The sequence below is a fragment of the Ramlibacter agri genome (assembly GCF_012927085.1).
In the GTDB taxonomy this organism is placed as follows: Bacteria; Pseudomonadota; Gammaproteobacteria; order Burkholderiales; family Burkholderiaceae_C; genus Ramlibacter; species Ramlibacter agri.
Window position 1 is genome coordinate 491,881 of sequence record NZ_JABBFX010000003.1, and the last position, 18,725, is coordinate 510,605.

Annotated in this window: 17 protein-coding genes; 4 read left to right on the plus strand and 13 right to left on the minus strand. The window is 70.9% G+C overall.

The window, feature by feature from the left end:
- Positions 1–9: 9 nt before the first annotated feature.
- The 7 genes from HHL11_RS26825 to HHL11_RS26855 are packed head-to-tail and all read right to left on the minus strand — an operon-like array spanning position 10 to position 7,184.
- Complete coding sequence (locus HHL11_RS26825; protein ID WP_169421672.1) at positions 10–1,359, minus strand: amidase; 1,350 nt, start codon at positions 1,357–1,359, stop codon at positions 10–12.
- Positions 1,356–2,339 (minus strand): Bug family tripartite tricarboxylate transporter substrate binding protein, encoded by a 984-nt coding sequence (locus HHL11_RS26830; protein WP_169421673.1) that lies wholly within the window; start codon positions 2,337–2,339, stop codon positions 1,356–1,358. Before HHL11_RS26830 ends, HHL11_RS26825 begins: the two co-directional genes overlap by 4 nt.
- Positions 2,336–3,250 carry an alpha/beta fold hydrolase gene (locus HHL11_RS26835; RefSeq protein WP_169421674.1) on the minus strand — a complete coding sequence of 305 codons (915 nt, stop codon included), beginning with the start codon at positions 3,248–3,250 and terminating at the stop codon, positions 2,336–2,338. Before HHL11_RS26835 ends, HHL11_RS26830 begins: the two co-directional genes overlap by 4 nt.
- Positions 3,247–4,089, minus strand: a complete 843-nt coding sequence (locus HHL11_RS26840; protein ID WP_169421675.1) for a shikimate dehydrogenase family protein — start codon at positions 4,087–4,089, stop codon at positions 3,247–3,249. Before HHL11_RS26840 ends, HHL11_RS26835 begins: the two co-directional genes overlap by 4 nt.
- Positions 4,086–4,916, minus strand: coding sequence for a sugar phosphate isomerase/epimerase family protein (locus HHL11_RS26845; RefSeq protein ID WP_169421676.1), 831 nt, complete (start codon positions 4,914–4,916; stop codon positions 4,086–4,088). The genes HHL11_RS26840 and HHL11_RS26845 overlap by 4 nt, the downstream gene beginning before the upstream one ends.
- Positions 4,916–6,328, minus strand: a complete 1,413-nt coding sequence (locus tag HHL11_RS26850; RefSeq protein ID WP_169421677.1) for an FAD-dependent oxidoreductase — start codon at positions 6,326–6,328, stop codon at positions 4,916–4,918. Before HHL11_RS26850 ends, HHL11_RS26845 begins: the two co-directional genes overlap by 1 nt.
- 13 nt (positions 6,329–6,341) lie before the next feature.
- Positions 6,342–7,184: an alpha/beta hydrolase family protein gene (locus tag HHL11_RS26855; RefSeq protein ID WP_169421678.1), complete on the minus strand. Its 843-nt coding sequence runs from the start codon at positions 7,182–7,184 to the stop codon at positions 6,342–6,344.
- 122 nt (positions 7,185–7,306) lie between these two features.
- Between HHL11_RS26855 and HHL11_RS26860 the strand changes: the two genes are divergently transcribed.
- Positions 7,307–8,098 carry an IclR family transcriptional regulator gene (locus tag HHL11_RS26860; protein WP_169421679.1) on the plus strand — a complete coding sequence of 264 codons (792 nt, stop codon included), beginning with the start codon at positions 7,307–7,309 and terminating at the stop codon, positions 8,096–8,098.
- Positions 8,099–8,119: 21 nt separating this feature from the next.
- Here the strand turns inward: HHL11_RS26860 and HHL11_RS26865 are convergent, their stop codons facing one another.
- The gene (locus HHL11_RS26865) at positions 8,120–9,256 is read right to left on the minus strand and encodes an AI-2E family transporter (protein ID WP_342593287.1); all 1,137 of its coding nucleotides are present in this window, start codon (positions 9,254–9,256) and stop codon (positions 8,120–8,122) included.
- Between the two features lie 80 nt (positions 9,257–9,336).
- Positions 9,337–11,535: a transglycosylase domain-containing protein gene (locus HHL11_RS26870; protein WP_169421680.1), complete on the minus strand. Its 2,199-nt coding sequence runs from the start codon at positions 11,533–11,535 to the stop codon at positions 9,337–9,339.
- A 135-nt stretch (positions 11,536–11,670) separates the two neighbouring features.
- Here HHL11_RS26870 and yghU point away from each other — a divergent pair, with 135 nt between their 5' ends.
- The gene (gene yghU / locus HHL11_RS26875) at positions 11,671–12,546 is read left to right on the plus strand and encodes a glutathione-dependent disulfide-bond oxidoreductase (protein ID WP_169421681.1); all 876 of its coding nucleotides are present in this window, start codon (positions 11,671–11,673) and stop codon (positions 12,544–12,546) included.
- The gene (locus HHL11_RS26880) at positions 12,543–13,175 is read left to right on the plus strand and encodes a glutathione S-transferase family protein (RefSeq protein ID WP_169421682.1); all 633 of its coding nucleotides are present in this window, start codon (positions 12,543–12,545) and stop codon (positions 13,173–13,175) included. Before yghU ends, HHL11_RS26880 begins: the two co-directional genes overlap by 4 nt.
- Before the next feature lie 4 nt (positions 13,176–13,179).
- Here the strand turns inward: HHL11_RS26880 and HHL11_RS26885 are convergent, their stop codons facing one another.
- Both HHL11_RS26885 and HHL11_RS26890 read right to left on the minus strand, forming a co-directional pair.
- The gene (locus HHL11_RS26885) at positions 13,180–14,157 is read right to left on the minus strand and encodes a Bug family tripartite tricarboxylate transporter substrate binding protein (RefSeq protein WP_169421683.1); all 978 of its coding nucleotides are present in this window, start codon (positions 14,155–14,157) and stop codon (positions 13,180–13,182) included.
- A gap of 32 nt (positions 14,158–14,189) precedes the next feature.
- The gene (locus HHL11_RS26890) at positions 14,190–15,515 is read right to left on the minus strand and encodes a sulfatase-like hydrolase/transferase (RefSeq protein ID WP_169421684.1); all 1,326 of its coding nucleotides are present in this window, start codon (positions 15,513–15,515) and stop codon (positions 14,190–14,192) included.
- Positions 15,516–15,588: 73 nt separating this feature from the next.
- Here HHL11_RS26890 and HHL11_RS26895 point away from each other — a divergent pair, with 73 nt between their 5' ends.
- A complete protein-coding gene (locus HHL11_RS26895; RefSeq protein ID WP_169421685.1) occupies positions 15,589–16,503 on the plus strand; it encodes a LysR family transcriptional regulator in 915 nt (304 codons plus the stop codon).
- Here the strand turns inward: HHL11_RS26895 and HHL11_RS26900 are convergent.
- Positions 16,500–17,558 (minus strand): AI-2E family transporter, encoded by a 1,059-nt coding sequence (locus HHL11_RS26900; RefSeq protein ID WP_169421686.1) that lies wholly within the window; start codon positions 17,556–17,558, stop codon positions 16,500–16,502. The genes HHL11_RS26895 and HHL11_RS26900 overlap by 4 nt on opposite strands.
- A gap of 70 nt (positions 17,559–17,628) precedes the next feature.
- Positions 17,629–18,606: a bile acid:sodium symporter family protein gene (locus HHL11_RS26905; protein ID WP_169421687.1), complete on the minus strand. Its 978-nt coding sequence runs from the start codon at positions 18,604–18,606 to the stop codon at positions 17,629–17,631.
- Positions 18,607–18,725: the final 119 nt, after the last annotated feature.

Sequence of the window (18,725 nt, forward strand, 5' to 3'; positions counted from 1 at the left end):
CCGCGCTGCCTAGGAAGCTGGATTCTCCAGCGTCTCCAGCACCCGCGCGAGCCGGACCAGTTGCCGCTCGGCCCCGGTCCGTCCCACCAGCTGGATGGCGACCGGTGCGCCGTCGCGGTTGGTCCCCGCCGGGACGGCCAGGGCCGGATGTCCCGACAGGTTGAAGGGCGCCGTGAACACCATCGCGGGCAGGACGAGCGAGGGATCGGAGCCGCGCGCGCGCAGGGCCTGTACCTGCATCGGCCCGTGGCGGAGCACCGGCAGCAGCAGGACATCCGTGTGCGCGAAGACGGCGTCGATCCGCGCCTGCCACCTGGCCCGCGCGGCGGATGCCGCCTCCTGCCGTGCCTGGCTGGTTTCGCGGCCCGCGTCGAGCAGCGCCTGCAGCGCGGGGCCCGCCCGCAGGTCGTCCAGCCGGGGCCGGAACGCCTCCCAGGCGGCCGGCGCGCACAGGGGCAGCCAGGCCGCGGTGGCGGCCTCGAGCTCGGCGAGCGAAAGCTCGTCGATCACCTGCACCGGAACACCAGAGGACTGGAAAGCGGCGATGGCCCGCGCCAGCGCAGTCCGGGCCGAGGCGGACAAGTCCCATGCATCCAGCATGCCGGCCGGCGCGGCCACGCGCAGCGGCTCGGGCCGCGCGGCTGGCGCCCCGAGTGCGGACAGGAGAAGATCCAGGTCGCCCGCGCTGCGCGCCAGCAGTCCGACGTGGTCCAGTGATTGCGCCATCGGCGCGACGCCATCCAGCGGAAAGCTCCCCCACGTCGGCTTGAGGCCATAGACGCCGCAGGCGGCCGCGGGCTGCCGCACCGAGCCGCCGGTGTCGGTGCCCAGGGCCGCGTGGCACAGCCCCGCCGCCACCGCCACCGCAGGGCCACTGGACGAGCCGCTCGTGGCATACGCCGGGTTCCAGGGATTGGACGGCGCCGCCTCGCCGGCGTGATGCTGGGCCCAGCCGCCTTCGCTCATCGCCAGGGTCCCCAGCAGCACGGCACCGGCCGCGCGCAGGCGCTGCGTGACTGCTGCGTCCTCCCTGCACGGCGAGCGCCGCCAGGCCGGAATGCCGACGCCGAGCGGCAGGCCACGGACCGCGATGTTCTCCTTCACCGCCAATGGAACGCCATGCAAGGGCCCGAGCCTCTCGCCCCGGGCACGCCGCGCATCGGCCGCCTCGGCCTGCAGCAGCGCGCCCTCGGCATCCAGCTGCGCGAAGCAATGCAGTTGCGGATCCAGCCGCGCGGCGCGTTCCAGTTGCCATTGCGTCGCTGCCACGCTGGATGCGGCGCCGTCGCGGATCATCCCGGCCAGGGCCGCCAGGCTGCAGGCATGCAGATCCACGGGCGCGATGCGCCCGGCCGTCATGCCGGCTGCAGGCCCAGTGCCACGATCAGGTCGGTCCAGCGCTTGCCGTCGGCCGCGACGAACTTCATGAACTCGGACGGGGATTCCGTGATGGGCGTCGAGCCCGCGGCGTGCAGGCGATCCACGAAGTCGGGCTTGCGCACGGCCCGTGCCAGTGCGCCCTGCAGCTTCGCCAGCACGTCCTGCGGCACGCCGGCGGGCGCGAGGATGCCGTAGAAGCCCTGCGCATCGACCCCGGGCAGCACGCCTTCGGCGAGCGTGGGCACGTTCGGCAGCTGGCTCACGCGCGCCTTGCTGGTCACGGCGATGGCGCGCAGCTTGCCGCCTTCCACGTAGGGCAGCGAGGTCTGCAGCAGGTCCATGACGAAAGCCACCTGGCCGGCCATCAGGTCCACCAATGCCGGTGCGCTGCCCCGGTAAGGCACGTCGACCCATTGGGTCTTGTGCTGGCGCGCGATCAGTTCCGGCAGCAGGTGCGGCAAGGTGCCGGTGCCGCCGTGCCCGTAGTGCAGGCCGCCATTGCGCTGGCCGGCCGCGATGAGGTCGGCCATCGTGCGGTAGGGCGAGGAAGGCTGCACGAGCACGACCATCGGGTTCTGCGCGATGCCGCCGACCACGCTGAAGTCTGCCACCGGGTCGTAGTGGATGCCCTTGATCAGCAGCTTGTTGTGGCCGTGGCCGTTGCTGATGACGCCCAGCGTATAGCCGTCCTTGGGTGCCGCGGCGAGCAGCGCCGTGGCGATGCTGCCCGAGGCGCCGGCGCGGTTGTCGATCACCACCGGCTGCTTCAGTTCGTCCGACAGCAGCGGCGCCACCATGCGCGCCAAGGCGTCGGTGATGCCGCCGGGCGCGAAGCCGACCAGCAGCGTGATCGGGCGCGCCGGGAAAGCCTGCGCCTGCGCCGCGCCCGACAGGCCCGAGAGGACGGCGCCCGAGAGCAGGGCGAACTGGCGGCGCGACAGCGGGGTTCCATGGGTCATGCAAGACTCCTTCGAGGTTGAGCGTGAGACAGCAGGAAGGGCAGCACGGCGTCCAGGAAGGGACCGGGCGCTTCTTCCATCATCAGGTGGCCGCAGGGCAGCGCCGCGGCTTCGACGCGGTCCGCCCAGGGCTGCCAGGCTTCGACCGGCGTGGCCGGCGCGGCGCCGAACAGGGCTTCGTCCCACAGCACCAGCAGGGGCGCGCGCACGCGCTGGCCCGCCGCCTGGGAGGCGCGGTCGTGCACGCGGTCGATGCCCGCCGCGGCGCGGTAGTCCTGGATCATCGCGTGGCGCACGCCGGGACGCAGGAACGCGGCCAGGTACTGCGCGCGCGCCTCGGGCGTGACTGCATCGAAGCGCCGCACCATGCCGCGCAGCGTCGAGTCGAGGAAGGACTCGGGATCCGCGGCCAGCAGGCGCTCGGGCAGGTCGTAGGGCTGGGCCAGCATGAACCAGTGCCAGGCCTTCAGCGAGAAGGCCGTGTCGACGCGCTGCCAGACCCATTCGGTGGGCAGCACGGTGACCGAAACGAAGGCCGACACCGCGTCCGGATGGTCCAGGCAGAGCCGGTGCGCGACGCGGCCGCCGCGGTCGTGCCCGATGAGCGCGAAGCGCTCGAAGCCGAAGTGCCGCATCAGCCGCGCCTGGTCGGCGGCATGGGCGCGCTTGCAGTGGTTCTCCTGCAGCGGGTCGCCCGGCGGCCCGCTGCTGTCGCCCCAGCCCCGCAGGTCCGGCGCGACGACGGTGAAGTCCTGCGCGAGCCTCGGCGCCACCTTGTGCCAGGCCGCGTGCGTCTGCGGATAGCCGTGCAGCAGCAACAGCGGGGGGCCGTTGCCGCCGATTTCGCAGTGAAGCGTGACGTCGTCCTGCACGCGCACCTGGTGCGTCGCGAAGCCGCGGATGAAACTCATCGTGCCTCCCCAGCGGCCGCGGCCGCGATGGCCGGCGCGAAGAAGTCCTGCATCATCGCCAGCTGCTCCTCCATCATCGGGCGGCCGCCTTGCACGGGGCAGCCGCGTTCGGCCGCCGCCGCCATCAAGGCGGTGACGGCGGGCTGCATCACCACGTCGGCCACCACCAGCGCGGGGTGCAGCGAAGCCGCGGGCAGCGGCAGGGGATCCGCAGGCTTCATGCCCAGCGGCGTCGCATTGACGAGGAGATCGGCGCCGCCGGTATCCACGCCGTCCCAGCGCCGCGCCTCGATGTCCGCGGCCTGCAGGCGCCGCAGCAGCGCGTCGGTGCGCTCGCCTGCGATGTCGTGGATGCGCAGCGCCTTCGCGCCGGCTTCGGCGAGCGCGAAGGCGATGGCCGACGCCGCCCCGCCGGCGCCAAGGATGCAGGCCGTGCGTCCTGGCACTGCGTGGCCGGCGCGCTGCAGGCCGCGCACGAAGCCCAGGCCGTCGAACAGGTCCGCCTCCCAGGCGCTGCCCGAGCGGCGCAGCACGTTCGCCGCGCCAATGCGCAGCGCGCGCTCGCTCGCCGGTCCGGCCGCTTGCGCTGCAGCCTGCTTGTGCGGCACGGTCACGATCAGGCCGGCGAAGTTGCGGATGTGGAGCAGCTCATGCAGCACCGCGGCCAGTGCGCCCGGCGCCACCTGCAGCGGCACGAGCACGGCGTTGATGCCCGTGGCCTGCAAGCGCTCCGTGAGGGGCTGCGGCGCCTTCACCTGTGCCACCGGATCGCCGACGATGCCGAGCAGCACGGTGCTGCCATCGAGCTTCCAGCCGGCGCCATCCATTCCGGGCTTCATGCCGCTTCCTCCACAGCAACGCCATGCGCTTGCGCCCATTGGCGGGTCTTGCGCATGGCGAGCCTGGCGCGTCCGGTGGCGTCCAGGGTGTCACGCCGCAGCGCGTTGGGGGCTTCGACGGCCAAGGTCGCATCCGCTTCCAGGGCCGAGGCCAGCCGCACCAGCGGAACCTCGCCTTCCCCGGGCAGCAGCCGGTGCGCCCGCGCTTCTTCGGCCAGCGACGGTGGCGCGGGCGGGCGGGCCAGGACATCGCTGACCTGCGCGAAGGCGCGCGCAACCTCGGGAGACTCCGCCCAGGTCTCGAAGGAGCCACCCGAGCGGAACAGGTGCAGGCTGTCGACCAGCACCCGGGCGCCGGGATGCGCCGAGCGCCGCACCAGCGCACACGCCCGCTGCAGCGTTGGCAAGGCGGTGTAGGCCATGAATTCGACGCCGACGCGCAGGCCGCGCGCGGCCGCGGCCGTCGCCACGCCCGCCAGTTGCTCCGCGGCGCGCGCTTCGTCGTCCTCGTCGACGTTGGCGACGAGCCAGCGCGCGCCGAGTTCCTGCGCGGCGTCGAGGGCCGGAGCCAGCTGCCGCAATTGCAGGGCCGGCCCGAGCCGCACGACCTCCACGTCGTGCACCTGCACGCCGAGCGCCCGCGTGCGGGCCAGCGTCTCGCGCAGCATCGCGCTGCCGGGGGCCATGGGCCAGGGCTGTTCGCCGGGCCTGGCAGGCAGCAGGCGCAGGCCGACCTGCCGGAAGCCCGCGGCGGCGGCCGCTTCCACCAGTTCGGGCGGCGAGGCGTCCTGCACCGTGAAGTGCGCCAGGGACAGGCGAAAGGCCATCAGTGCGTTCCTTCGAGGATGGCGCCGTCGGCCAGCAACCGGCGGCGCAAGGCAGTGCGGTCCACGCTGCGCACGTCGCCGTCCCAGCCCGGGCTGGCGTCGCACAGCGCGGCGGCCGTCCCGGCGGCCTGGCCGGTCGCCATGCAGGTGCCCATCACCCGGGCGGAACTCTGCGCCTCGCGCGTGCTGGAGATGCAGCGTCCCGCCATCAGCAGGCGGGTCTGTCCGCGCGGGATCAGGCATTCCAGCGGAATGTCGTACGAGCCGCCCTGTGCGATGGTCTCGTGGCGGTGGTCCTTGACGCCGAGGATATCCAGTTCGTGGCCGCCCTTGGCGATGCCGTCGGCGCGCTTGCGCGCGTGCAGGATGTCCTCGCCGCTCAGCACGTAGTCGCCCAGGATGCGCCGCGTCTCGCGGATGCCGATGCGCGGCGCCACCGCGGCGAGCTGCGCCTGCTCGAAGCCGGGGAGGCGGCGGCGCAGGAAGTCCAGGCCCTGCTTCACCTGCGCCATCAGCGGCGCCAGGGCTGCGCTCACCGATTCGGCACGCGTGCCGTCGACGCCGGCCAACTGGGTGGAATTGATGCTCACCTCCTTGCGTGCCAGCGAGGTGGGGACGATGGCGAGCACCGACGTCGGGTACATCTCGCCGGACGCGATGGCATCCTTCAGGAGTCCGTGGGTGCCTCGCAGCAGCACCTTGGGCAGGCCCTGGCGATGGAGCGCCTCGGCGCAGGCCCGGGCGTCCATGCCCAGGCCGGGATAGTCGCCGAGGCCGAAGTGCTCGGGGTGCTGGCGCACGAAGTCCAGCAGGCGAGCCGACTCCACGCCGCAGACGCGGTACATCAGCGTGGGCGGCTGCAGCACGCCGCCGGCGCCGCCCTGTTCGTAGCCGGCGCCGGCCATGACTGACACGTCGCCGTCGCCAGAACAATCGATGACGACGCGAGCGCGGTACCAGCGCTCCGCGCCCTTGTGGACTGCGCGCACGCTCGCCCCTTGCGCGTCCTGCGCGAAACCGAAGACGAAAGCCGGCATCAGGGTCCGCACGCCCGCGTCGGCCAGCAGGCCGGTGACGGCGATCTTCATCAGCTCGGTGTCGAAGCACACGAGGTGCAGCGCCCGGTAGTCGAAGACGGGGCCGATGTAGCCCCCCAGCGCCTTGACGCGATCCAGCAACTCGGTGACGACGCCGCCGACGATCCACTCGCCGCGGGTGGAGAGGCAGCCGAGGAGCGAGATGCCGCTGATCAACTCGCCGCCGGGCAAGGGCGAGGCGTCGAGCAGCAAGGTGCGGGCGCCGCAGCGGGCGGCGGCCGTGGCCGCAGCGACTCCGGCACTGCCCGCGCCGACGACGATCACGTCCCAGTCCTCGGGCAGGCTGGCTTGTGGAGGGAGATGGAGGCTTGTCATTCGTTCCGCCCGCTCAATTGCGCCCCTGGGCGAGCAGCAGGTCGGCGAGCTGGCGCGGCCGGCTCACCATCACGTCGTGTCCCGCGGCGATCTCGCTGAAGCTCCAGCCCGGGTCGGCCTTGACGCGCTCCTTGGTGGGCGCCAGCACGTCCAGCGCTGGCGAGGTGCAGCTGATGAACGCGCGTCGCGGTGCGGCGGCGGCTGCCGGCTGGCCCATCCGCAGCGCCTGCAGGTAGGTGCCGCTCGGATGGTCGGTCAGGCGGGCGTCGACCCAGTCGATGTCCGCCTGCGACTCGAGCCCGAAATACATCGCCGGGATCTTCGGCCAGCGCGGGTTGCCCGCGGCGAAGTCCGCCTGCATCTGGGCCTGGCCGGCGGCGTCGACGTAGTTGAACAGGCGGTCTCCCGGCGTCGGCACGAAGGCATCGAGGTAGACCGCGCAGCGCAGCCGGCCTTCGCCCGCCAGCGCCTCGATGGCGCCGGTGGCCGGGAAGCCCCCATAGCTGTGCGCCACGAGGACCACGTCGCGCAGGTCCCGCGTGCGCACGAGCGTGAGGATGTCGGCGATGTGCGTGTCGAGGTTGATGGCCGTCGACATCTCGCCCGCTCGCTCGGCCAGGCCGGCCAGGGTGGGCGCATGGGCGCCTGCGCCCGCGGCCTGCAGCAGCGGGACGACCCTGTCCCACGCCCAGCCGCCGTGCCAGGCGCCGTGCACCAGCACGTACTGCGGCGGCGGGTCGGATTCACCGCCGCCGCAGGCACTGACCGCGGCCGCGCCCGCGACGGCGCACGCTGCGCGCAGGAACTGGCGCCGGTTGCGGCGCGCTGGTGGGGTGGCCCGGTCTTTCATCTGCATCCTCGGTCTCCGTCGTGGGTTCGTTTCAGCTTAGTTCATGTATGTGAACTGTTCATGAATATAAACAAGATCCGGAAAATGCGTCAAGCGGCCTCGCGGAGGCGGCTCCTACAATTCGCCGCATGGCGTCTCCAAGAACCTCCGCCGCCGGCGCCCCGGCCGATGCGGCGTCCGTGAAGTCGGCGGATCGTGTGCTGGACATCCTGGAGTTGCTCGGACGCCAGGGCAGCGCACTCAGCCACCACGAGATCGGCACCACGCTCGGCATCCCCAAGAGCAGCCTCACGCACCTGCTGCGCAACCTGGTCGCGCGCGAGTTCCTGGCCTACGAAAGCGCCAAGGGCGTCTACTCGATGGGGCCGGCGGTGCACCGGCTGGTGTCGGGCCGGCAGGACCGCGAAGCCCTGATCGCGCTGGCGCGGCCCGTCGTGGACTGGATCGCGAAGAGCACCGGCGAGGCCGCCGCGTACTCCGTGCTGCGCGATGGCGAGGTCGAACGCGTGTGCGTGGCCGAATCGAAGTCGCCGCTGTCCTATCGCATGGCCGTCGGCGACCGCTTCCCGCTCTACTCCACGTCTGCGGGCAAGGCGATGCTGGCGGCGCTGCCGCCGGAGGAGCTCGCGGACTGGCTGGACCAGGCGGACCTGCAGCGCCACACGGCCAGCACCATCCGTTCCGTGAGCGCCCTGCGCAAGGAACTACAGCAGGTGCGCAAGACCGGCATCGCGTATTCGCGCGGCGAGCACACGCCGGGCGTGGTCGGCATGGCGATCGCCATGCAGTTGCCGGGTGACCCGCAGCCGTCCGCGCTCAACGTGGTGGTGCCTAGCGTTCGCCTGACACCGGACACCGAACAGGCCTGCCTCGACGCGCTGCGGCAGGCGCGCCAGCGGCTCGAGACCGGCGCGCGCTGACGCGGGCCCGGGGCCTGCGCCTCACTCGGCCGAAGTCGTCACCACCATTTGCGGCGCCTCGGCTTCCGCAGCCGGCAGCACCGGTTTGCGCTCGCTCGCCACCCAGCCCATGAAGATCTGGTAGCCCAGCGCCAGCACGGTGGCGCCGACGAACAGGCCCAGGATGCCCGCGGTGGCCATGCCGCCGAGGGCGCCGATCAGGATCACCGGCATCGGCGCATCGACGCCGCGGCCCAGCAGCAGCGGCTTGAGCACGTTGTCGGCCATGCCGGCCACGAACAGCAGCACCGAGAAGAGGGCCGCCTCGCCATTGCCGTAGTGCCCGCTCATCCAGAGGTAGGCGATCGCAGGCAGCGTGACGATCAAGGCCGGCACTTGCGCGATGCCCAGCACCAGCACCACGCCGGACAGCACGCCGGCCAGCGGCACTTGTGCGACGAGCAGGCAGAGGCCCACGGCCAGCGACTGGATGAAGGCGATGCCGATGACGCCCTGGGCCACGGCGCGGATGGTCGCCACGGAAAGACGCGTGAACTCCTCGCCCCGGGCGGCGCCGAACAGCCGCACGAAGATCGCGCGGCAAGCACGCGCGCCGGCTTCGCCGAAAGCCATCAACAGGCCCGCCAGGATCAGGGCAGCAATGAACTTGAGGATGCCGCCGCCGATCGAGGCCACCAGCGCGAGCGCGGCACGGGCCAGTTCGCCGACCTTGGGCTGCAGGCTTTGCAGCAGCGCCGGCAGGTCGGAGTGCACCCGTTCCCAGAAGCCATAGACCTTCGGGCCGATCAAGGGCCAGCTGGCGACGCGCTCGGGCGGCGGCGGGACCTGCAGCGTGTTCTGCTGCAGGCCGTCGACCAGGCGCTTCACCGAATCGCCGGTGGAATCGAGCAGCACCGCGGTGGGCGCGACGATCAACGCGATGCCTAGCAGCGTGATCAGGGTGGACGCCCAGCCCGTGCGCCCGCCCAACTTGCGGGCCACGGTCCGCTGCAGCGGATAGAGCGTGATGGCCAGGATGATCGCCCAGGCCATCAGCGACAGGAAGGGCGCGAAGACCTGGTAGCACAGGAGCGCCAGCACGACGATCAAGCCGGCGCGGATCAGTACTTCCTGCAGGCTGGTGGACAGCCGGCTAGCGAGCCCGTCTTCGGAGTTCACGGCGATTCCCCGGTGGTACCAGCACGACCGTATTCCGCGCGTTCCGGCGCGCGTAGTGGACTTTGGTCCTATGAGCGTGGCTAGCCGATGACGATCCGGAACAGGCTCCAGCGCCGGCCGTGCCCGCGCCCATGTCCATGGTGGCCGCCGTGGTGCCCGTGATGACCCGCATGGTGGCCGTGGCCGCGAGGCCGCGCCGGTTCGGCCGCATCGCCCTGTTCGTCATCGTCTTCACCCGATGGCGCCGCTGCTTGGGGCGCCTGCGGACCGGCGCCGGCCACCGCCGTCTGCGGAGCGGCAGCGGCGGCGGGAGCGGGCGCAGGAACAGGAACGGGCGCAGGCGCAGGCGCGGGCGCGGGCGCGGGCGCGACCGGCGCCGCCACCGCAACTTCCGGCAACGCCCCTGGCGGCCGCCCGAAACTCGCAGCCGGGTCGATCCACTTCGCCCCCAGCGCCTGCTGGAAGAACTCCGCCACCATCGGCAAGGCGCTGTTCGCGCCCGGCCCCCAGCTGTCGCCCATGCGCAGGCGGCTGTCGTCGAAGCCGACCCAGGCGCCGGCCACCAGCTGCGGGTGCATCAGCAGGAACCAGCCATCGGTGTTGTCCTGTGTCGTGCCCGTCTTGCCGGCGACGTCCGCGGTGATGCCATAGCGCTCGCGGATCGCGCGGCCGGTGCCGTGGTTCACCACGCCGCGCATGGCGTCGATCAGGGTGAGGTCCACGCCGGCATCGAGCTCGCGCTGCGGCCGCGCCGGCGCGAAGGCTTCCAGCACGCGGCCATGGCGGTCTTCCACCTGCAGGACGATCACCGGCTCGAGGTAGCGGCCGCCGTTGGCGATGCTGCCGTAGGCGGTGACCATTTCCTTCAGGCTCACCGGGCTGGTGCCGAGCGCCAGCGAGGGCACGGCGTCGAGCTTGCTGTCCCGCACGCCCAGGTCGCGCGCCAGCCGCGCTACCCGCGCCGGCCCGACCTTCTGCATCACCTGCGCCGTGATCGTGTTGCGCGAATAGGCCAGGCCGTCGCCCAGCGTCATGGGCTGCATCGAAGGCGGCGTGGTGTCCTGCGGCGTCCAGGTGCTGTTGCCGTTGCGGATCGCCACCGGCTGGTCGATGAACGTGTCGGTGGGCTTCAGGCCGGCGGCGAAGGCCGCGCCGTAGACGAAAGGCTTGAAGGTCGACCCCGGCTGGCGCCGGGCCTGCTCCACGTGGTCGAACTGGCTGGTCGCGAAATCGCTGCTGCCCACCCAGGCCAGCACGTGGCCGTCGCGCGGGTCGATGGCCAGGAAGCCGGATTGCAGCGGCTGGTTGCGCGCCACTGCCGCGGCTGCCGGCTGCAAGGCCTGCAGCTGGTGGGCGACGACGTTGTTGGCGGCCGCCTGCAGGTGCGAATTGATCGTCGTGCGCACCACCAGGCCGTCGGCATGCACCGAGTAGCCGTGGCGGTCGGCCCAGTCCGTCAGCCAGCGGCGCACCTGCTGCGCGAGGTGGGGCGCCGGGCCGAGGTCTTCGCGCTGCACTTCGAAGTCCACGCGCAAGGGTCGCGCCTGCAGGCTGTGCATCTGCGCTTCGCCCAGGTCGCCGTGCTGCTGCATCAGCTGCAGCACCAGGTTGCGCCGCTCGATCGCGCGCTCGGGATGCAGCATGGGGTTGTAGTAGCTGGTGCCCTTGAGCATGGCGACCAGGGTCGCGCTCTCCAGCACGTCGAGCTGCGACGCGTTCTTGCCGAAGTAGGTGCGCGCGGCCATCTCGATGCCGGTGGCGTTGTACAGGAAGGGCACCGTGTTCAGGTAAGTCTCCAGGATCTCCTGCTTGCTGGCGTGCGCCTCGATCTTCAGCGCCGTCATCGCCTCGCGCAGCTTGCGCGTGAGCGTGGGCGCGTTGCCGATCTCCTCCGGGTACAGGTTGCGCGCCAGCTGCTGCGTGATCGTCGAGCCGCCTTCGCGGTCGCCCTGCAGCGTGTTGATGCCGGCCGCGGCCATGCGCAGCGGGTCGATGCCGATGTGATGGAAGAAGCGCCGGTCCTCGGTGGCCACCAGCGCCTGCACGACATAGGGCGAGATCTTCGACAGCGGCTGCCAGTCGTGGTTGCTGCCCCGGTAGCGCGCCAGCACCTGGCCGTCGGCCGAGACCAGCACGCTGGGCTGCTCCTCGCGCGCCTGGCGCAGGTGCGCGACCGATGGCGTGAAGGGCACCAGGGCCAGGACGTAGACGGCGAGGACGGCGCCCAGCCAGGCCAGCAGGGCCAGGGCGCGGCGCGCGAGCGTGCGTGGTTCAGCCATGCAGGCAGCTTGCCGCGCCGTTGCCGTGCGCGGCCTTCACGCTTGCAGAGGCTGCGTGTAGGCGCAGGCTGGGGGCACGTCGCCGGCTTTCGCTCAGCCATGGCTTGCGGACGCGCTTGCCTATACTGGCCCGCCATGACCGAACCCGCCTACACGCCCCCCGCCGTCTGGACCTGGAACAAGGAAAGCGGCGGCAAGTTCGCCAGCATCAACCGCCCCATCGCCGGAGCTACGCACGACCAGGAACTGCCGGTGGGCCGCCACCCGCTGCAGCTGTATTCGCTGGGCACGCCCAACGGCGTGAAGGTGACGGTACTGCTGGAGGAACTGCTGGCGCTGGGCCACGCCGGCGCCGAATACGACGCCTGGCTCATCAACATCGGCGAAGGCGCGCAGTTCGGCAGCGGCTTCGTCGGCGCGAACCCGAATTCCAAGATCCCGGCCATGGTGGACCGCAGCGGCCCGCAGCCGGTGCGCATCTTCGAGTCGGGCGCCATCCTCGTGCACCTCGCCGAGAAGTTCGGCGCCTTCCTGCCGCGTGAGCCCGCGGCGCGCGCGGAATGCCTGTCCTGGCTGTTCTGGCAGGTGGGCAGCGCCCCCTTCCTGGGCGGCGGCTTCGGGCACTTCTATGCCTACGCGCCCAGCAAGATCGAGTACGCCATCGACCGCTATGCGATGGAAGTGAAGCGCCAGCTCGACGTGCTGGACCGGCGCCTGGCCGAAACGCGCTACGTGGCCGGCAACGAGTACACGATCGCCGACATGGCCATCTGGCCCTGGTACGGCGCGCTGGCCAAGGGGCAGCTGTATGGCGCCGGCGAATTCCTGCAGGTGCAGGATTACCGCAACGTGCTGCGCTGGACCGACGAGATCGCGCAGCGGCCCGGCGCGCGCCGCGGCCGCATGGTCAACCGCACCTGGGGCGAGCCGGCGAGCCAGCTGCACGAGCGGCACGAGGCAAGCGACTTCGACACGAAGACACAGGACAAGCTGGACGGAGCCAAGCCATGATCACCCTCTACGACTGCCTCACCGCGCCCAGCCCGCGCCGCGCCCGCATCCTGCTGGCCGAAAAGGGCATCCGCCACGAGACTGTGAACGTGGACCTGCGAGCGGGCGAGCAGCTGGGCGAGGCCTACCGCCGCATCAACCCGCAATGCACGGTGCCCGCGCTGCGCACCGAAGAAGGCGTGGTGCTCGCGGACAACGCGGCGATCGCGGCCTACATCGAAGCGCTGCAGCCGGAGCCGCCGCTCATGGGCGTGACGCCTTTGGAAAAAGCCGAAATCGCCAGCTGGAACTGGCGCGCCGAATTCGAAGGCCTGCTGGCGGTCGCCGAAGCCTTGCGCAACGGCTCACCGGCCATGGCCAACCGCGCGCTGCCGGGCCCGCAGGACTACGCGCAGATCCCCGAGCTGGCGCAGCGCGGCGTCGCGCGCGTGACCGCCTTCTTCGCGACCTTGGACGCGCGCCTGGCGAACCGCGACTTCATCGCCACCGACCGCTTCAGCATCGCCGACATCACCGCAGTGGTGGCCGTGGACTTCGCGCGCGTCGTCAAGGTCAAGCCGGGCGAGGCCCACCCCAACCTGCTGCGCTGGCGCGCGCAGCTGGCCGAGCGGCCTTCGATGGCGTTGTAGCGCCTCAGTCCGCCACGAAGCCGGTGGCCTTGACGATGCGGCCCCAGCGGACGGTTTCGGCTTCCATCTTCTTCAGGAACGGTTCGCCGCAGATGCCGGGTGTCACGGTCAGTCCGGCAATGGCCATGCGCGACTGCACGTCCGGCGAAGCGACGAACTGGTTGTGCGCCTGGGTCAGCTTCTGCACGATCGCGGGCGGCAGGCCCTTGGGGCCGGACAGGCCGAACCACACCGTGGTCGTCAGCTGCGGCATGCCCACTTCGGCGACGGTGGGCACATCCGGCAGTTGCGGCGAGCGCTTCTCGCTGGTGGTGGCATAGGCCACGAGCTTGCCGGCCTTGATGTTGGGCGCGGCGGTGGCGATCTGCACGAAGCCCAGCGGCGCCGCGCCGCCGATCATGTCGGTGATCTGCTGCGGGCTGCTCTTGTAGGGCACGTGCGTCATGTCCACCTTCAGCGCCTCCGCCAGCTGGTAGCCGAGGAAGTGCGCCGGCGAACCGGGCGAGTAGGAGGAGTACGAAGGCGGCGTCTTCTGCGCCTTGATCCACTGCGTGAGCTGCGTGAAGTTCTTCGGCCCCAGCTGCGGGTTCGCGGCCAGCACCAGCGCGGCTTCGACGCCCTGGCAGACCTGCGTGAAGTCGCTGCCCTGGTAACGCGCCTTCGGGTTGGCGTTGGGCGTGATGGTCATCATGCCCGCGGTGTTCACCAGCAGCGTGTAGCCGTCGGCCGGGGCGCGCTGGATCTGCTGCGCGGCGAGCATGCCGCCGACGGCAGGCACGTTCTCCACGATCACGGCCTGGCCCAGCGCCTTGGACAGGTGGTCGGCCAGCGCACGCGCATAGACGTCCGGCGGGCCGCCGGCGGTGGAGGGCGCCAGCAGCTTGATCGTCTTCTCGGGCCAGTTCTGGGCTTGCGCCCAGGGCAGGGCGAGCGCCAGCGCTGCCAGCACGACGGCGCGCCGCGCCGCGGGGTTCTTCAACATCTCGATGTCTCCTTGCTTTGGAATGGGTTGCGTCAGCGCTGCGGCATGTCCGCGGACGAATAGCCCAGGCTGACGGCGGCGTCTGCGGGAATGGCCGGCACGGTTTCGTTCCAGGCGAGCCACTGCTTGCGCATCGCCTCGAAGCGCTCCGGCTGGCGCCTGGCCAGGTTGGCGCGCTCGCGCGCGTCGGCGTCCACGTCGAACAGGTATTCGTGCTCGTCGACCTTCAGGTACTTCCACGCGCCCAGGCGCAGCGCGCGCTGGTCGCGGTGGTTCATGCGCCAGTACAGCGGGCGCGCGAAGGTTTGCGCGGGATCGCGCAGCACCGGCGCGAGCGACACGCCGTCCAGCGGGTAGTCGGGGTCGGGCAGGCCGCCACCCAGTTCGAGCATCGTCGCCGACCAGTCCATGGTCATGCAGTGCTGCGTGCTGACGCCACCGGCCGGAATGGTTGCGGGCCAGTGCGCGATCCATGGCACGCGGATGCCGCCTTCGGTGAGGTCCATCTTGCCGCCCACCAGCGGCCAGTTGTCGGAGAAGCGCTCGCCGCCGTTGTCGCTGGTGAAGACGATCAGCGTGTCCTCCAGCAGGCCTTCCTGGCGCAATGCGTCGACCAGCCAGCCAATGCCTTCGTCCATGTGGTGGATCATCCGGCGGTAGGTCTCGACGTTGCCGCCGTGCAGGTGGAAGAGGTTGTCCTTCACCTCCTCGGCCCGCGCGGCGTCCTCGCGCGTCTCCCAGGGCCAATGCGGCGCCGTGTAGTGCAGGCTGAGGAAGAAGGGCTTGCCGTCCTTCGCATCGGCGGCCTTGCGCTGCACGTAGTCGACGGCGCGGCGCGACAGCAGGTCGGTGAGGTAGCCGGCGTCGTGGCGCTGCTCTTCGCCTTCGTACAGGTCGTGGTCGCCCTTGCCGGAGCAGTGCGTGAAGTAGTCGGCGCCGCCGGCCATGATGCCGTAGAACTCGTCGTAGCCGGAACGCTGCGGGCCGAACGTGGGCGGGTAACCGAGGTGCCATTTGCCGACCAGCGCGGTGGCATAGCCGGCCTGGCGCAGCAGCGAAGGCAGCGTGGGGATCTTCGGCGGCAGGCCCAGCGTGGTGCTGCCCTTGCTCTTGCTGTTGATCGGTTCTTCCATGCCGCCGCGCACCCGGTACTGGTAGCGCATGGTCATCAGCGCAAAGCGCGTGGGCGAGCAGACCGGCGAATTGGAATAGCCCTGCGTCATGCGCAGGCCACCGGCGGCAAGCGCGTCGATGTTGGGCGAGACGGGGCCGAAAGCGGCTTCGCGGCCGCCGTAGCAGCCGAGGTCGGCGAAGCCGAGGTCGTCCGCGACGATGTAGATCAGGTTGGGTTTTTTCACGGAAAGGCGAGCATAGGGGAGCGTTGTCGCATCTGTAAAATCGAGATTCAGCGATTTGGATTGAAGTTTTTCGATGGATCCCCGTCACCTGGTCCAGCTCGCCGCCATCCTGGAGCACGGCTCGATCAGCCAGGCCAGCCGGCACCTTCACCTGACCCAGCCCACGCTCACGCACAACATGCAGGCGCTGGAGGTGCAGGCGGGCGGCAAGCTGTTCGAACGCAGCCGCTTCGGCGTGCGCAGCACCGTGCTGGGCGACATGCTGGCGCGCGAGGGCCGCGCGATTGCCCGGCGCCTCAAGGATGCGGCTGAGGCCACCGCCCGCCATCGCGGCGGCCTGCGCAGCACGCTGCGCCTGGGCACGGGGCCGCTGGTGGGCGCCGCGCTGCTGCCGGACCTCGCGGAGCAATTGCTGCGGGAGCACCCGGGCACCTATCTCACCTTGCAAAGCGACCGGCCCCACCTGCTGGTGGACCAGCTGGTGGACGGGCGCCACGACCTCGTCATCGCGCCCTCGTGGCTGGACAAGCCGCCGCCGGGCATCGAACGCTTCCTGCTGGTGGAGGACGACCTCGGCGTGTTCTGTGGCGCCAGCCATCCGCTGGCGGCCGGCGGCGTGCTGGCGCCCGGCGCGAGCGAGGGCCAGCGCTGGATCGCGCTGGGCGCGACTTCGCCTTTCGACCAGCACGTGCGCGAGATGCTGGAGGAAGCGGGCGTGGACCTGCCGCGCACCGAGATCACCATCCTCGGCGAGGCCTTCATGCTGCTGCGCCTGCTGGCGCAGGGGCGGCACCTGGCCGTGCTGCCGCATTTCCCGATGCGCATGCTGCGCAGCTTCCTGCCGATCGTGGAACTGTCGTTGCCGGCGCCGCCGCAGCCGCGCAACATCTACCTGTGGTGCCGGGCGACCTTGCTGGAAGACCCGGCCTTCGTCGCGATCAAGGACGGCATCCTGGCCCACGCGCAGGGCCTGGCCGCCAGCGCCTAATCCAGCTGGCCGTCGCGCGAGAGCAGCACCGCGAGCGGCCGCGTGCCCTCGAACTCCTGGAACACGATCAGCATGATCGCGGCGAAGGGCACCGCGAGCAGCGCGCCGGGAATGCCCCACAGCGCGCCCCACACCGCCAGGCTGAACAGGATGATGAAGGGGCTCAGGTTCAAGGAGCTGCCCATGAGCCAGGGATCGAGCACATTGCCATTCAGGAACTGCAGCACCGCCAGCCCGACGCACAGCCAGACCAGCGCCACGTCATCCGCGCCACTCAGGAAAGCCAGCAGCGCCGGTACCGCGACCCCCAGCACCGAGCCCACATAAGGGATGTAGTTCAGCAGCGCCACCAGCAGCCCTGACAGTCCCGCGAAGGGCAGGCCCAGCAAGGCCATCGCGCCCCAGGTGAGGACGCCCAGGCCCACGCCCAGCAGCGTCTTCAGCGCGAGGTAGTTGCCGACGCGGTCGTTGATGGCATGCAGCACGGTGCGCAGCCTTGCCGAGCGGCCCGGGTCCGCATAGAGGCGGTCGATCTTGCGGTCGAAAGCGCTTTTCTCGATCAGCAGGAACAGCGCATAGAGCAGGACCACCGACGGGATCGAGACCAGGCGCAGCATCACGCCGGCGGTGGAACCCAGCAAACGCGTCACGCTGACGCGGTCATAGAGCAGCTGGCGCAGCTGCGGCCAGGTGGGCTCGGCCTCGATGCCCAGCCAGTTGGCGGCGCGCTGCACGGCGCCGAGCATCGCCTTGTCGTAGCGGGCCGCGTTGTCGGTGATCTCGGCGACGCTTTCCAGGACCAGCAAGGTGATGCCCCAGACCGCGACCAGGATCACGGTGGCCGACACGACATAGCGCAGCGAAGGCGGCAGGCGCGGGCCGAGGCCCGGGATGCGCGCCAGCTGGCGCGTCATGCCCAGCACCACGTAGACGAGGAGGACGCTGTAGGCCACCGGCACCAGCACGTCGCGGGCGACGTACAGCACCCAGCCGATCAGCACCGCCAGCGCGATGCCCAGCACGAGTGTCTGCAGCAGCGATTTGTGTTCGGTCATGCGCCCCCCGCGAGATCGCCTGCCGAGTCTCGACAAGCCCGAGCGCGGCGTCAAGGCGGGGCGCGGGCAATCAGCCGGCCGCGGGGGCGGCCGTCCGGCCGGAATAGCGCTGCGCCAGCACCGCGCAGACCATCAGCTGCAATTGGTGGAACAGCATCAGCGGCAGGACGACGGCGCCGGCAGCGCTGGCGGAGAACAGCACGTGCGCCATCGGCACGCCGCTGGCCAGGCTCTTCTTCGAGCCGCAGAACACGATGGTCACTTCATCGGGCTTGGAGAAGCCGAGGCGGCGTGCCGCGAAACGGCTGGTAGCCAGCGCCAGCGCGAGCAGCACGGCGCACACCACCAGCAGGCCGGCCAGCGCCGACAGCGGGATGTGCGACCACAGCCCTTCGACGACCGCGGCGCTGAAGGCCGTGTAGACCACCAGCAGGATGGAGCCGCGGTCCACCAGGGTCAGCGCCGTCTTGTGCTTGCCGACGAACTCGCCGATCCACGGCCGCAGCAGGTGGCCCGCCACGAAGGGCACCATCAGTTGCAGCAGGATGTGGCCGATCGACTCCAGCGACGAACCGCCCTGGCCGTGCACGACCAGCAGGTTGGCCAGCAACGGCGTGACGAACACACCCAGCAAGGTCGATGCCGAGGCACTGCACACGGCCGCGGCGATGTTGCCGCCGCCCAGCGCCGTGAAGGCGATGGCCGACTGCACGGTGGCCGGCAGCACGCACAGGAACAGCACGCCGGTGTACAGGGCCGGCGTCACCAGCGAGGACAGCACGGGCTTCAGCGCGACGCCCAGCACCGGGAACAGGACGAAGGTGCAGGCGAACACCAGCAGGTGCAGCCGCCAGTGCGTGATGCCCGAGACGATGGCCTCGCGCGAGAGCTTGGCGCCGTGCAGGAAGAACAGCAGGCCGATGGCCAGGGTGGTGAGTTGTTCGAAGAAGCGGGCCGCGTCGCCATGCGCGGGCAGCAGGGAGGCCAGGGCGACGGTGACGAGGAGGGCGAGGGTGAAGTTGTCGGGAAGGAGGCGCGAACGAGGCATTCGGTGGATTGGACCAGAACTGCCTTTTCCCTCGCTGGCGAGGGTACGGATTTCCGGCCGCCAGGCGCCGGGATGGACGGAGAACCGTCCCCGGAATCGGCGTTCTCCGCTCGGACATC